Genomic DNA, 13,556 nt, shown 5'->3' with positions numbered 1-13,556 from the left:
ATAACACTAAGCCATGAATACTCAAAACAAAGCAAGCGCTGAAGCTGCAGTTCATTATCCCTTAGGAGACGCCCTTCCGGAAGTGGGTAGCAGCATAGAGGTTGCGCCAGGTGTTCGCTGGATCAGAATGCGTCTGCCCTTTGCTTTAGATCACATCAATCTTTGGCTGCTGCGCGACGAAATTGATGGTCTTGCGGGTTGGACGATTGTGGACTGCGGTATTGCTAATGAAGAGACAAGAAACTCTTGGGAACAAGTGTTTGCTACTCAGCTTGAAGGCATGCCAGTCTTGCGCGTCATCGTGACGCATATGCATCCTGACCATGTGGGTCTATCGCAATGGCTCTGTGAAAAATGGCATGTCCCCATGTGGATTTCCATGACAGATTATTTAACTGCCCAATGGTTAAGTTGCAAAGAGGGTGGCGCCGCAGTTGGTTCGCGTGCTGGCAGCGGCGGTTCCGCAGATCACTTTCAAAGACATGGTTTAACGGGCTCAGACGATTTAGAAAAAATTCGAGGGCGCTCCAATTACTATAGCAATATGGTTCCTGGTGTGCCGCGTCAATACCGCCGCATTATTGATGGCGAGTCTATTTTGATTGGTGGTCATGCGTGGCAAGTCATCATGGGTTATGGGCATGCTCCAGAGCACGCCTCTCTCTTTTGTGAAGAGCTTGGAGTATTAATCTCTGGAGATATGTTGTTACCCCGTATTTCTACTAATGTGAGCGTCTATGATGCTGACCCAGATGCAGATCCGCTAGGATTGTATCTGGACTCTATTGAAAAATATTTAGTGTTGCCTGAGGATGCGTTGGTGCTTCCTTCACATGGCAAACCATTTACTGGAATTAGGCCGCGTGTTGCGCAACTCAAAGCGCATCATGATGATCGCTTGGCGGATACTTTGGCCGCATGTAAAAAACCGGCACATGCTAGGGAGATTGTGCCGGTTTTGTTTAAACGTGAATTAGATATTCATCAGCTCACATTTGCAATGGGTGAGGCTATTGCTCATCTGAATTACCTACTTCGTCGAGGAAAGTTGCGTCGCCAGCTTTGCGAGGACGGCGTGTTGCGGTTTTCCGTGGTTTAGCGCTAGTTGTTTTAGTCTTGGATTCTTCCTTTGGGGCGCTTGTTGAGCTGGCTGCAGCGCCAGCCGCTGAGACGGCATCACCAAAGGATTTGAGCGCCATCATGGTGGCATGCTGAACTTCAAGACCCTGAATAGTTGATTTGAGGATGTTGAGGTTCAAATTGAGCCAGTTTTCAACGCTTTTCAGGTCCTTGATGCGCTTTTCAAGCTCATCTACATCCAAGCCAGGAAAAGCCGATGCAAAGCCGCCAGCAGCCTTAGAGGCGTCTGCCGTGAAGGGGAACTGTCCGGCCTGACCTGCAGCGCCTTGTCCCCACATGGTTTTAAACATATCTAGGCTTTGATTGAATTCTGGAATGGTTCCAAACATAAGGGCTCCGGGGTGAATGAAAAGTGGCTTTTCCAATAGAATAAGGGATTCTAGAGATTAATCCCGGTTTAACAATGCAATCTAATGGTTTGTCCCAGCCTTATACCCGTGGTCAAAAGCTTCCCGAGCTTTTGAAGCAGCGCATCCTCATTTTGGATGGCGCCATGGGCACCATGATTCAGCAATATAAGTTGACCGAGGCCGACTATCGTGGTTTGCCGGGAAATACCCGATTTGCCGATCATCCCGGCGACATCAAAGGCAATAACGAGCTGCTAGTTCTGACGCAACCACAAATTATTAGCAAGATCCATGAGCAGTATTTGGATGCTGGCGCAGACATTATTGAAACCAATACTTTTGGTGCAACCTCAGTGGCGCAAGAGGACTACAAAATGGCTGGCTTGGCTCGTGAGATGAATGAAGTCTCCGCCAAATTAGCGCGCGCAGCTTGTGAAAAATACAGCACCCCAGAAAGACCTCGTTTTGCTGCTGGCGCAATTGGCCCTACACCAAAGACAGCGAGTATTTCGCCGGATGTTAATGACCCGGGTGCACGCAATGTGACCTTTGATGTATTACGTGCTTCGTATCGTGAGCAGATTGAAGGATTATTTGCGGGTGGCGTTGACTTATTTTTGGTTGAAACTATTTTCGATACGCTCAATGCCAAAGCGGCACTCTTTGCCCTCGATGAATTTTTTGAAGAGACCGGTGAGCGTTTGCCGGTAATGATTTCTGGAACGGTGACAGATGCATCTGGCCGTATTTTGTCTGGTCAAACAGTTGAGGCGTTCTGGAATAGTTTGCGTCACATCAAGCCACTCACCTTTGGTTTGAACTGTGCATTAGGGGCTGCTTTAATGCGCCCCTATATTGCAGAGCTAGCAAGAATTTGCGATGCGGCAGTGTCTTGCTACCCCAATGCGGGCTTGCCTAATCCGATGAGTGATACGGGCTTTGATGAGACCCCAGAAATCACTTCTAGCCTAGTAGATGGTTTTGCTAAAGATGGCTTAGTTAATTTAGTAGGCGGCTGCTGCGGCACGACACCCGATCACATTCGCGCAATTGCTAATGCGGTTGCCAAACGGAAGCCACGCGCTTTCTATCGTGAGAATGCGGAGGTATCAGCATGAGCACGACGGAGAAAAAAGCGATGCCAGCGATGAAGCTTTCTGGTCTTGAGCCATTTAACGTTACAGCAGATGTTGGCTTCGTCAATATTGGTGAGCGTACCAATGTCACAGGCTCCAAAGCATTCTCTCGCATGATTTTGAATAATCAGTTTGATGAAGCGCTCGTAGTGGCGCGTCAGCAGGTTGAGAATGGCGCACAGGTTATCGACATCAATATGGATGAGGCGATGTTAGATTCTGAGGCGGCGATGACTCGCTTCCTCAACTTAATCGCTTCTGAGCCTGATATTGCTCGTGTTCCCATCATGATCGACTCCTCCAAGTGGAGCGTGATTGAAGCGGGTCTGAAGTGTATTCAAGGTAAGCCAATTGTGAACTCGATCTCCTTAAAAGAGGGTGAGGAGTCCTTCAGAAAGCAAGCGCGTTTAATCCGTCGTTATGGTGCTGCCTCAGTGGTGATGGCTTTTGACGAGGTAGGGCAAGCTGATACCTTTAAGCGTAAGACAGAAATCTGTCAGCGCTGCTATGAGATCTTGGTAAACGAGATTGGCTTCCCAGCAGAAGACATTATTTTTGATCCGAATATTTTTGCAATTGCTACCGGCATTGAAGAGCACGACAACTATGCGGTCGACTTTATTAATGCCACCCGCTGGATTAAAGAAAACCTACCGGGTGCTAAGGTTAGCGGCGGCGTTTCCAATGTGAGCTTCTCATTCCGCGGTAATGACCGTGTGCGTGAAGCAATTCATACAGTGTTCTTGTATCACGCTGTCCAAGCTGGTATGGATATGGGCATTGTGAATGCTGGTCAATTAGGTGTGTACGCGGATTTAGATCCAGAGTTGCGTGAGCGTGTTGAGGACGTTGTTCTCAATCGCTTTAAAGAAAAGGATGGCAAAACACCTACCGAGCGTTTGCTCGATATTGCTGACCAATTTAAGGGTGGTGGCGCTAAGCAGGTCGAGAACCTAGTGTGGCGTGAAGCGCCTGTACGTGAGCGTCTAACGCATGCCCTAGTGCATGGCATCACCACCTTTATCGAAGAAGACACCGAAGAGTTGCGCGCAGAAATTATGGGCGCTGGCGGCAGACCTATTGAGGTCATTGAAGGCCCTCTGATGGATGGTATGAATGTCGTGGGCGACTTGTTTGGTGCGGGCAAGATGTTCTTGCCTCAGGTAGTCAAAAGCGCCCGCGTGATGAAACAAGCGGTTGCCATCTTGATTCCGTACATCGAAGAAGAAAAGCGCCAACATATTGCAGCAGGCGGCGAAGCCAAAGCTAAGGGCAAGATTGTCATGGCAACCGTGAAGGGCGACGTGCACGATATCGGTAAAAATATTGTGACTGTTGTTCTGCAATGTAACAACTTTGAAGTAGCCAATATGGGTGTGATGGTTCCCTGTGCAGAGATTCTCAAGCGTGCCAAAGAAGAGAATGCAGATATTGTTGGTTTATCTGGATTGATTACACCTTCGCTAGAAGAGATGACTTATGTTGCGCAAGAGATGCAACGTGATGATTGGTTTCGCGAACGCCAAATTCCGCTGATGATTGGTGGCGCAACAACTTCACGCGTTCATACGGCGGTAAAGATTGCCCCGCATTACGATGGCCCAGTGGTGTATGTGCCTGACGCATCTCGTTCAGTTTCAGTGGCTTCCAGCTTGCTTTCCGATGAAAGTGCTAAGAAATTTATTCAAGATTTGCGCGATGACTATGTACGCATTCGTGAACAGCATGTCAATAAGAAGGCGGCGCCAACGATTTCTTTAGAAGCAGCACGTAAGAATCGCGAGATGATCGACTGGTCTGCTTATGTTCCAAAGAAGCCGAAGTTCATTGGCCGTCGTGTATTTAAAAACTTTGCACTGAGCGATATTGCTAAATATATTGACTGGACACCATTCTTTCAGACTTGGGACCTTGCAGGTAAATTCCCAGCAATTCTGGATGATGAAGTTGTTGGTGTTGAGGCTCGCAAGGTGTTTGCTGACGCCCAAGCTCTGCTCGATAAGTTGATTAAGGGGCATTGGCTACAAGCCGATGCGGTGGTGGCTTTCTATCCCGCTAATACCATTGGCGACGATATCGTTTTGTATAGCGATGAAGCACGCGAGCATCCTTTGTTTGTTTGGCATAACTTGCGTCAACAATCCGAGCGTCCAGTTATAGAGGGTGTACGCAGACCTAATCGTTGTTTGGCCGACTATGTTGCGCCAAAGGACTCGGGCGTCGCTGATTACCTGGGTTGTTTTGCAGTGACCACCGGTCATGGTGTTGAAAAGAAAGTAGCTGAGTTTCAGGCAAAGCACGATGACTACAGTGCCATTATGTTGAAGGCCTTAGCTGACCGATTGGCAGAAGCGTTTGCTGAACTCATGCACCATCGTGTGCGCACTGATCTGTGGGGCTATGCAACAGATGAGATTTTGACCAATGATCAGATGATTAATGAGGAATACCGCGGTATTCGTCCGGCACCTGGTTACCCAGCCTGTCCTGCACATGAAGTTAAAGAAGATCTATTACGAGTCATTGGCTCTGAAGATATTGGCATGACTCTGACCGAGTCAATGGCCATGAATCCAGCTTCAAGCGTGAGCGGTTTCTATTTGGCCCATCCGGATGCGCGCTACTTTAATGTGGGCAAGCTATCGGATGATCAGGTTGAAGACTTGGCTAAACGCCGCGGTCAAAGTATTGAAGACACCCGTCGCCAGCTGGCAAGCTTGCTAGATTAGACGCCCCACATGACGGGTTCGTCTGTGGCTTTGGATTGCTTCATCAACTCCAGGAATGGGTAGGCTCGCTGTCCAAGGCGATCGGCCAGCTTAGGCTTCTCAGCACCCTTCTCGGACTCGTCATTTACTTTAGCCCGCTCCTCAAGATCTTTGAGGATGGCAGTTTCTAGGGCAGTGATGAGGTCAGGAAGTTGCTCAACGGTCAAAATTCCGCGAGGCTCCAGGGGGCGCCCCAAAATATCAAAAATTCGTTTAGTCAGATCCGCCAGCATGATGACATCTGGACCAGCCTTTGAGCGAAATTGATAGATCATTTCGATAGCTTACCACCTGATAAACTCACTAATCTATGTTGTTAACCAATAAAAATCGTTTAATTCAAATGCTGAGTGCTGCACTTGCGGGCTTGGCTCAGGAGCGCGACCTAGGAGAGGCTCCTACCCCCCGTTTGGAGCGTCCCAAGGCTGTTGACCATGGTGATGTCGCTTGTAATATCGCCCTTCAGCTAGCAAAGGCTTGGAAGCTTAACCCGCGTGAGCTGGCACAGGCTTTGGTTGAACGCTTGCAGCAGCAAGCGGGATTCAATGAGCTGATTGCATCCTGTGACATCGCTGGTCCTGGCTTTATTAATTTTCGCCTTAGTAATGCAGCTAAGACTACCGTAGTTCAGGAGATACTTGCTGCAGGGACTCATTTTGGTGAGTCTGTGCAAGTCGGCGAGTCTGTTCCAAACGCCATGATTGAGTTTGTCTCTGCCAATCCAACTGGACCATTGCATGTTGGCCACGGTAGACAAGCAGCGCTGGGTGATGCCTTAGCTAATTTATTAGCCACCCAGGGAATCAAAGTTCATCGTGAGTTTTATTACAACGATGCCGGTGTGCAGATTGCGAATTTAGCCTTGTCTGTTCAAGCTCGCTTACAGGGTTTGAAGCCTGGTGATGCCAAGTGGCCTGAGCAGGCATATAACGGCGAATATATTGCAGAGATTGCTAGTGCATTTCAAACTTCTCCAGAATTTAAAGATGATCTTGAGGCCATTCGCCAATTTGCTGTTGCTTATTTGCGTAATGAACAAGACATTGATTTGAAAACTTTTGGCGTGAAATTTGATTGCTATTACTTAGAGTCCTCTCTATATACCGACGGTAGCGTTGCACAAATTGTTGGCGACTTACAAAGCATTGGTAAGACATATGAATCCGAAGGTGCGCTCTGGTTGAAGAGTACGGATGATGGCGATGATAAAGATCGCGTGATGCGTAAGTCTGATGGTAGCTTTACCTACTTTGTGCCTGATGTGGCCTATCACACCAGCAAGTGGAATCGCGGCTTTCAGAAAGTAATTAATGTGCAGGGTAGCGATCACCACGGCACCATTGCCCGTGTCCGCTCAGGCCTGCAAGGCGTAGCACAGAAGCGTGGCTGGGATATTCCTAAAACGTATCCAGAGTATGTGCTGCATAAGATGGTTACGGTTATGCGCCATGGTGAAGAAGTCAAAATTTCTAAGCGTGCGGGCTCATATGTCACTGTGCGTGATTTGGTTGAATGGTCAGGCGGCGTTACTCCAGAGATGACGCCAGAAGAGAGGGAATTGGCTTTGCAGCGCGGTCGCGATGCTGTGCGCTTTTTCTTGATTTCGCGTAAAGCAGATACCGAGTTCGTTTTTGATATTGATTTAGCCTTGCAGCAAAACGATGAGAACCCAGTGTTCTATGTTCAGTATGCGCATGCGCGAATTAATTCAATCTTGCAACAGTGGGGTGGCCAAGTATCGGATTTGGCTACGGCTGATTTATCGCTCTTACAAAGTAAAGCATCGGATCATTTGCTGCGTCGTTTGGCAGAATACCCAGAGGTTCTGACGGCCGCTGCCGAAGAATTAGCGCCCCATGCATTGGCTTTTTACCTGCGTGACTTGGCTGGTGATTTCCATACCTTCTATAACGCGGATCGTGTCTTGGTTGACGATCAAAACTTAAAGCAAGCGCGTCTTGCATTGCTGCTAGCAACCCGACAAGTTCTACAAAATGGCTTAAAAGTACTCGGGGTATCTGCGCCAATAAAGATGTAATAGCGAGGTATGAAGTGAAGATGTAAGATGAGGAAATGATGAAAACACCGAATCAACAAAACTCCCAATACGGCGGCACTATTCTCGGCTTTATTTTGGGTTTGGGCGTCGGCCTTGGAATCGCCTTTGTCATTGCCTTTTACCTTTCTAAAAATACCCCTCAAGAAAGACCGGGGATGCGTGCCCCAAGTCTGCCTTTGATGATTAAGCCTTCTACAGCACCTGCGGAGGGTGAAGCGGGCGCCCCTGCTGAGCCTGTAGATTTGAATAAGCCGCTCCAGGGTAAATCACCCGCCCCTGCGTCACCCGATCCGATTGGAGATTTGGTAAATGGCAAGAAAACTGCTGACAAGCCAGCGGACGCATCCCCTGCAAGCAAATCAGACGCCATGTATTTCTTGCAAGTGGGCGCGTTTACAAAGCGTGCTGATGCAGATGCGCAAAAAGCGAATTTAGCTATTCAGGGAATTCAAGCCCAGCTAAGTGAAGTCACGAGTGACGGGAATACTCTTTGGCGCGTACGTGTAGGTCCTTACAACAGTGTTGATGAGAGTAACTCAGTGCGAGATAAATTGAGTGGCATTGGCATTAAACCAACCTTAATCAAATCCAGTAAATCATGATTTCATTCAGCAAAAGATTCATTACTTTATTAGCACTGCTTTCTTTAAGTAGTTTCGCTAGCGCACAAGCTCAAAAAATCGAAGAAGGTTTTGATTACCGTATATTGCCTGTTGCGCAGCCGGTCGAAACCAAGGGAAAAGTAGAAGTTATTGAATTCTTTTGGTATGGTTGCCCACATTGCTATGACTTTGAGCCTGAGCTCAGTAGCTGGGTAAAGCGTCAACCTAAAGACGTTGTTTTCAAAAGAGTCCCTGTAGCCTTTCGCGATGACTTTTTGCCGCATAGTCAGATGTACTACGCTCTAGAGTCGATGGGCAAAGCTGATGCTCTAAATGAAAAAGTCATGTACGCAATACACAAAGAAAATAAACATCTCCTCACGGAGACGGAGATCGCAGATTGGGTTGCGTCTCAAGGCATTGATCGCAATACCTTCTTGGCGACCTATCGCTCTTTTGCAGTAGTTTCTAAAGCACGTGCTGCCAAGCAATTGACGGAAGCCTATCGTATTGATGGAGTGCCAACCGTTGTGATGCAAGGCAAGTACGTAACATCACCATCCATTGCTGGATCTAAGGCTAAAGCAATCGCAGTAATGGGTTATCTAGAAGAGAAAATTCGTAAAGATAAGTACAAGTAGTAAATTCGAAACAGCTTGCTACGTAACACTTTAGCGCCGCTTAAATTTTGACGAAGCGGCGTACAATCCAAAAGTAGATTGGGTAAGGCAAGATTCTCAGAAACTTTAAGAATCTTGTGAATCGCTTAGGGAAGTGAATATCAAACTCCCCCTTCTGAATGCCGGCCAATATCTCACTGGCTGCTTCCTCGGCACTAATTAAGGCTGGCATTTCAAAGTCATTTTTTGCGGTAGCCTCAGTAGCTACAAATCCTGGCGAGATCATGTGCACACTGACTCCTGTCGGCAGCAAGTCGTAATATAAATTCTCACAAAAATTAATGATGGCAGCTTTACTTGGGCCATAAGCCAAAGCTTTTGGCAGACCGCTATAACCTGCAACACTGCCAACAATAGCAATATGTCCTGAGTGAGCTTTGAGCATTTCCGGTACCACTAGAGCAACCGCTCTCATTGGTCCTAAAAGGTTTGCATCAATGATCTTCTCGGCAACCTTGATATCAAAATTATCTGCGCGTAGTGGTACATACATGCCCGATACAAAAAGGAGCAGATCAACCCCATCCCAGGCCTTCATAATGGTTTTATAGCCATCTTGCAGTTGAGCATCATCTGTGACATCCAATGGAATAACGAGTGATTGATCAACCTCTGCAGTACTGGCAATTTCATTTAATCGTTCAGCTCTTCGGCTGGAAAGCGCTACTTTAGCGCCCTTGAGAAGAAGGGTTTTCGCACAAGCTTCACCAATACCGCTGGATGCGCCTATGACCCAGACTCTTTTGCCTGAGAAGTGAGCTATTCCGCTTTGTTTCATGCGCTTAATGTATCAGAAGATGCTGGTGAAGATTGATGGCTCAATGTGAATTGCACTACATCGATATTACGCTCAGTAAAGCCAGCGGCACAATACATGAGATAGAAGTTCCAAAGACGTATAAATGCTTCATCAAAGCCAAGTTGGCGTACCTCTTGCAGTTTTTGATTAAAGCTATCACGCCACAAGCAAAGAGTTCTTGCATAATCTCCGCCAAAGGCGAACTCGTCATCAATTCGTAATCCAGCTTTAGCAGCGCTCGCTTTAAAACTTGCCCTAGAGGGTAGCATGCCACCAGGAAATACATACTGTTGAATAAAGTCAGTGTTGCGTCTGTAGCGATCAAAAAGATCCTCGGCAATCACAATCGTCTGAATGCAAGCTTTGCCACCCGCTTTTAGGCAATGAGCAATCGTTTCAAAATACTCCGGCCAATGTTTTTCACCAACTGCCTCAAACATTTCGACGGAAGCAATGCCATCAAATTTTTCTTGGCAATCACGATAGTCCTGAAGGCGCACTTCAAATCTAGGAGGGTTAGCAATTTGACTTTGCACTTCTAGCAAACGTTTCTCTGCAAATACTTTTTGCTCTGTAGATAGAGTTAGACCAGTAATGGCTCTCTTGTTACGAAGAGACTCCTCCATAACGCCGCCCCAGCCACAACCAATTTCAAGTATGTGCTCCCCTGGCGTAGTCTTTAAGGAATCTAGAATGCGCCCAATCTTCGCACGCTGCGCATCAGCTAAGACTTGCTGAGCGCCTTCAGAAAACCAGGCGCTCGAGTAGCTCATCGTGGGATCAAGCCACAGCGTATAAAAAGCATTGCCTAGGTCATAGTGCGCATGAATATTCTTGCGACTTCCCGCTTTGCTGTTATCACGCAACCAATGCTTTAGTCGATAAAAAATCGAGCCATACCAATTGCCATAGATGGCTTTTTCTAAAATGGTTCGGTTGCGTATGGCTAGCTCAAGGAGCGCCTTAAGGTCGGGGGTATTCCATTTGCCCTTAATGTAGCTCTCGGCAAATCCAATATCTCCGTGGGACATGATTTCTTTAAATACAGACCACTCCAAGATATGAATTTCCGCATGTAATTGATCACTTTGAATGCCAAACTCGCGCTTTTCGCCATTGGGAAGGGTAAGCTTTAAATGGCCACTGCTTAGCTTCGTCAAAAGAGTTAGGAGTGCCTTAGCTTTAATTTGGTGTTGTGGCGAAGCGCTATCCCGCCCTTGCGGACGAGAAAAGTTGAGTCTGGAGAGAAGGGATTGTCCTGGACGATTCATCTGCTAACTTCAAGTTCTGGTGGTTTAGGCTTTGAGTGAAAGGGTACACCTTTTACCCACAATTTCAATGCTTGCCAATGTATTCGAAAAATGACGCCCACGCTCATTAAAGGGTAGCGAAGTAAGGCCAGAATGATATTGGCGCGACTAAGTGGGTGGCTGATGCCACTAATGCTGGTGTTGATGAGGGGTTGGCCGTCCTCATGAAGCTCAATGCGACAGACATTATTCTTGCCGCTACTACTATCTTGCGGAAATAAGAAGCGGAAATGGTAATCACCACGTACTGCGCAAAATGGTGAAACGTGAAATACCTTTTCACTACTAAGTGTTTCGCCAGAGTGCAATGCCTTACCCGAATCTTTGTGTAGTAAATAGCAATGACGCTCACCAAAGGTATTGTTAACCTCAGCCAGTACCGCTTGTACTTTGCCGTCAGCGCGCGTGCAGATCCAAAAGCTCACGGGATTAAAGACGTAACCCAATACCCTTGGAAAAGTCTGAAGCCAAATTTCTCCATCGATATGCTGTACATGATTATCTGCCAGAATCTTTTCGATCCAAGCAAGGCTATTGGATTCTCCTAAGCCATGGTCCTTATCAAAAAATGCACAGAGGCCCCAACGGTTATCGCTTAAGCCGTTCTGACTCAGTAAATTCGGGTTAGCATTGCGAGTACGCATAGGGATGGAGATGGTGAAAACCCCATAACCAAAGGCATTCTTAGCCGGCCTCAAGCGCTGGTGTTTTACTACCCCAAAGTTAATTTTGGCATCTGACATCAACTACACATCTTGTTTGGTTTTGATCGGCTGATGAATGCTTTCAATTAAAGCTTCTGCCACTAATTCTCCGGAGCGTAAACCATCTTCATGAAACCCAAACCCCGTCCAGGCGCCACAATACCAAATCGATGCTGTGCCCTGAATTAAGGGTAGCTCCTTCTGAGCTTGTATCGCACTCATATCAAAGACAGGGTGTGAATAGTGAATCTCTTGATACACAAGCTTTGGATCTGGCTCTTCCGAGGGATTTAAGCTCACAATAATTTGGGTATCTTGAAGTTGAGCTGGCAGAGGTTGTAGACGATTAATTAAGTAGTTAACGCTGACATGTTGCTTTGTGTCTGGTTTGGCACCAGATTTGGCGGTGTAATTCCAGGCAGCCCAACAACGTTTTGCGTCTGGCAAGAAGCGAATATCGGTATGTAATATTGCTCGATTCTTTTGGTATGGAACTGATGCCAGGATATTTCTTGATTGTTGGTCAATGCCATGAACTAAATCTAGTGTTTGGTCGCTATGACAAGCCATGATGACTTCATCGAAGTGAGCCGAGCCAGCCTGACTGATAACCTCAACTGGCCCGCCATCATGACCTGTATTTACTCTCAGGACACATTCCCTTTTAATGGCAACCCCATGCTTTTCTAGTGCTGTCACAAGGCGCTTTACATATTCTCGTGAACCGCCCTTGATGGTCAACCATTGCGGACGATTTTGGATTTGCAAAAGGCCGTGGTTATGGCAGAAGCGCACCATGGTTTGAATGGGGAACTCTAGCATCTGTTCGATTGAACAAGACCAGATGGCACCGATCATGGGTAAAAAATAATTTTCTTTAAAGCTTTGGCTGAAACGATGACGTTTTAAAAAATCGGCAATTTTTTCATCAGGCTCTTTATATTGATGACCAGCTTCAATTTGATCATGCGCTAACTGAGTGGCCAAACGATTAAAACGCATGATGTCATAAGCCATCCTCCAAAATGATGGAGACAGGAGATTGGATCTTTGTCCAAAAAAAGAATTGATGTCATTACCAGCCCATTCAATCTTTTTCCCCGTCCCAGATTTGTTGGCTGTATCAATCGATACGGAAAACGACATTTCTGAGGGGGCTACTGGCGCTTGAATTTCTTCGAATAAACGAACAAGACGTGGATAAGTCTTACGGTTAAATACCAAGAAACCAGTGTCTACGCCATGTGTGATGTCTTTGCCACCGATATTGCAAGTGATATCAACGGTATTGCTGTGGCCACCAATGTGATCGCCAGCTTCATATAAGGTAATTTCAAATTCAGGATGTTGTCTTAAGGCGTAGGCACAGCCTAATCCAGAGATGCCTGCGCCAATAATGGCAATTCTTTTTTTACTCACTGAGCTTTTTCTCCTAAAAGCTTTTCAACTTCATTTGTCATGCTGCTACTGGTGGGTTTGGTAACGCTTCCAAACGAATCAACCACATTACCATTTCGATCGATTAAGTACTTATAAAAATTCCATTTTGGAGTTGTGCCAGTTTTAGCTATCAACATCTTAAATAATGGATTTGGGTTGCTGCCGGAAACCCCACTCTTAGCAAACATCGGAAATTTCACGTCATAGGTGTTCTTGCAGAAATCGGCTATCTCTTTATTGCTGCCAGGCTCCTGTTGCCCGAAGTCATTAGAAGGAAAGCCCAGAATGACAAAGCCTTGCTCTTTGTATTTGGCGTAAATCTTCTCAAGACCTTCATATTGGCTTGTAAAGCCGCAAAAGCTGGCTGTATTTACTACCAATATGACTTTCCCTTGGTATTGACAAAGGTTTTGCGGCGCTTCATCCTGCAGGCGAGGAAAGGTATGGGAGAGCAGGGGGCTGCAAGTGGGCGCAGCATTGGCAAGCTGAAATCCAGACAAGAATGCAAATAGCCCAAATAGGCAGTTCATTACAAAACGAGGCATATTGCACCTTTTTTATTCACGAG

The 13,556-nt window shown here is 46.7% G+C and carries 13 protein-coding genes; 6 read left to right on the top strand and 7 right to left on the bottom strand.

From position 1 onward, the window contains the following. The first annotated feature begins 13 nt into the window (after positions 1–13). Complete coding sequence (locus tag ICE90_RS00765; RefSeq protein WP_216190618.1) at positions 14–1,099, top strand: MBL fold metallo-hydrolase; 1,086 nt, start codon at positions 14–16, stop codon at positions 1,097–1,099. On the opposite strand, the gene ICE90_RS00760 is transcribed toward ICE90_RS00765, so the two are convergent. Beyond that, complete coding sequence (locus ICE90_RS00760) at positions 1,011–1,469, bottom strand: PhaM family polyhydroxyalkanoate granule multifunctional regulatory protein (RefSeq protein ID WP_215321130.1); 459 nt, start codon at positions 1,467–1,469, stop codon at positions 1,011–1,013. The two genes, ICE90_RS00765 and ICE90_RS00760, sit on opposite strands and share 89 nt — an antisense overlap. Before the next feature lie 74 nt (positions 1,470–1,543). Here ICE90_RS00760 and ICE90_RS00755 point away from each other — a divergent pair, with 74 nt between their 5' ends. After that, on the top strand, positions 1,544–2,608 hold the full coding sequence (locus ICE90_RS00755; RefSeq protein ID WP_216190617.1) for a homocysteine S-methyltransferase family protein: 1,065 nt from the start codon (positions 1,544–1,546) through the stop codon (positions 2,606–2,608). Further along, positions 2,605–5,355 (top strand): methionine synthase, encoded by a 2,751-nt coding sequence (metH, locus tag ICE90_RS00750; RefSeq protein WP_216190616.1) that lies wholly within the window; start codon positions 2,605–2,607, stop codon positions 5,353–5,355. Before ICE90_RS00755 ends, metH begins: the two co-directional genes overlap by 4 nt. Here the strand turns inward: metH and ICE90_RS00745 are convergent. Beyond that, complete coding sequence (locus ICE90_RS00745) at positions 5,352–5,669, bottom strand: DUF1840 domain-containing protein (RefSeq protein WP_215321127.1); 318 nt, start codon at positions 5,667–5,669, stop codon at positions 5,352–5,354. The genes metH and ICE90_RS00745 overlap by 4 nt on opposite strands. Before the next feature lie 35 nt (positions 5,670–5,704). Between ICE90_RS00745 and argS the strand changes: the two genes are divergently transcribed. Genes argS through ICE90_RS00730 form a run of 3 tightly spaced genes read left to right on the top strand, consistent with a single transcriptional unit; the run spans position 5,705 to position 8,696 of the window. After that, positions 5,705–7,432 (top strand): arginine--tRNA ligase, encoded by a 1,728-nt coding sequence (gene argS, locus ICE90_RS00740; protein ID WP_216190615.1) that lies wholly within the window; start codon positions 5,705–5,707, stop codon positions 7,430–7,432. Positions 7,433–7,467: 35 nt separating this feature from the next. Further along, positions 7,468–8,055, top strand: coding sequence for an SPOR domain-containing protein (locus ICE90_RS00735; RefSeq protein ID WP_215321125.1), 588 nt, complete (start codon positions 7,468–7,470; stop codon positions 8,053–8,055). Continuing rightward, positions 8,052–8,696 (top strand): thiol:disulfide interchange protein DsbA/DsbL, encoded by a 645-nt coding sequence (locus tag ICE90_RS00730; RefSeq protein WP_215321124.1) that lies wholly within the window; start codon positions 8,052–8,054, stop codon positions 8,694–8,696. The genes ICE90_RS00735 and ICE90_RS00730 overlap by 4 nt, the downstream gene beginning before the upstream one ends. A gap of 40 nt (positions 8,697–8,736) precedes the next feature. On the opposite strand, the gene ICE90_RS00725 is transcribed toward ICE90_RS00730, so the two are convergent. Genes ICE90_RS00725 through ICE90_RS00705 form a run of 5 tightly spaced genes read right to left on the bottom strand, consistent with a single transcriptional unit; the run spans position 8,737 to position 13,518 of the window. Further along, complete coding sequence (locus ICE90_RS00725) at positions 8,737–9,513, bottom strand: SDR family oxidoreductase (protein WP_216190614.1); 777 nt, start codon at positions 9,511–9,513, stop codon at positions 8,737–8,739. Continuing rightward, positions 9,510–10,805 carry a cyclopropane-fatty-acyl-phospholipid synthase family protein gene (locus ICE90_RS00720; RefSeq protein WP_216190613.1) on the bottom strand — a complete coding sequence of 432 codons (1,296 nt, stop codon included), beginning with the start codon at positions 10,803–10,805 and terminating at the stop codon, positions 9,510–9,512. The genes ICE90_RS00725 and ICE90_RS00720 overlap by 4 nt, the downstream gene beginning before the upstream one ends. After that, positions 10,802–11,587 carry a DUF1365 domain-containing protein gene (locus ICE90_RS00715; protein ID WP_215321121.1) on the bottom strand — a complete coding sequence of 262 codons (786 nt, stop codon included), beginning with the start codon at positions 11,585–11,587 and terminating at the stop codon, positions 10,802–10,804. The genes ICE90_RS00720 and ICE90_RS00715 overlap by 4 nt, the downstream gene beginning before the upstream one ends. Before the next feature lie 3 nt (positions 11,588–11,590). After that, entirely contained in the window at positions 11,591–12,967 is a 1,377-nt protein-coding gene (locus ICE90_RS00710; protein ID WP_215321120.1) for an NAD(P)/FAD-dependent oxidoreductase, read from the bottom strand. Next, positions 12,964–13,518, bottom strand: a complete 555-nt coding sequence (locus ICE90_RS00705) for a glutathione peroxidase (RefSeq protein ID WP_370623817.1) — start codon at positions 13,516–13,518, stop codon at positions 12,964–12,966. The genes ICE90_RS00710 and ICE90_RS00705 overlap by 4 nt, the downstream gene beginning before the upstream one ends. Between the last annotated feature and the right edge of the window lie 38 nt (positions 13,519–13,556).

It is taken from the genome of Polynucleobacter sp. AP-RePozz3-80-G7 (assembly GCF_018882145.1).
In the GTDB taxonomy this organism is placed as follows: domain Bacteria; phylum Pseudomonadota; class Gammaproteobacteria; order Burkholderiales; family Burkholderiaceae; genus Polynucleobacter.
Note: the sequence above shows the minus strand (reverse complement) of the source record. Positions and strands in the feature narration are given on the sequence as shown.

Bases quoted from the DNA above. Each gene is read 5' to 3' on its own strand.
- ICE90_RS00765 (WP_216190618.1), top strand. From the start codon at position 14: ATGAATACTCAAAACAAAGCAAGCGCTGAAGCTGCAGTTCATTATCCC.
- ICE90_RS00760 (WP_215321130.1), bottom strand. From the start codon at position 1,469: ATGTTTGGAACCATTCCAGAATTCAATCAAAGCCTAGATATGTTTAAA.
- ICE90_RS00755 (WP_216190617.1), top strand. From the start codon at position 1,544: ATGCAATCTAATGGTTTGTCCCAGCCTTATACCCGTGGTCAAAAGCTT.
- metH (WP_216190616.1), top strand. From the start codon at position 2,605: ATGAGCACGACGGAGAAAAAAGCGATGCCAGCGATGAAGCTTTCTGGT.
- ICE90_RS00745 (WP_215321127.1), bottom strand. From the start codon at position 5,669: ATGATCTATCAATTTCGCTCAAAGGCTGGTCCAGATGTCATCATGCTG.
- argS (WP_216190615.1), top strand. From the start codon at position 5,705: ATGTTGTTAACCAATAAAAATCGTTTAATTCAAATGCTGAGTGCTGCA.
- ICE90_RS00735 (WP_215321125.1), top strand. From the start codon at position 7,468: ATGATGAAAACACCGAATCAACAAAACTCCCAATACGGCGGCACTATT.
- ICE90_RS00730 (WP_215321124.1), top strand. From the start codon at position 8,052: ATGATTTCATTCAGCAAAAGATTCATTACTTTATTAGCACTGCTTTCT.
- ICE90_RS00725 (WP_216190614.1), bottom strand. From the start codon at position 9,513: ATGAAACAAAGCGGAATAGCTCACTTCTCAGGCAAAAGAGTCTGGGTC.
- ICE90_RS00720 (WP_216190613.1), bottom strand. From the start codon at position 10,805: ATGAATCGTCCAGGACAATCCCTTCTCTCCAGACTCAACTTTTCTCGT.
- ICE90_RS00715 (WP_215321121.1), bottom strand. From the start codon at position 11,587: ATGTCAGATGCCAAAATTAACTTTGGGGTAGTAAAACACCAGCGCTTG.
- ICE90_RS00705 (WP_370623817.1), bottom strand. From the start codon at position 13,518: ATGAACTGCCTATTTGGGCTATTTGCATTCTTGTCTGGATTTCAGCTT.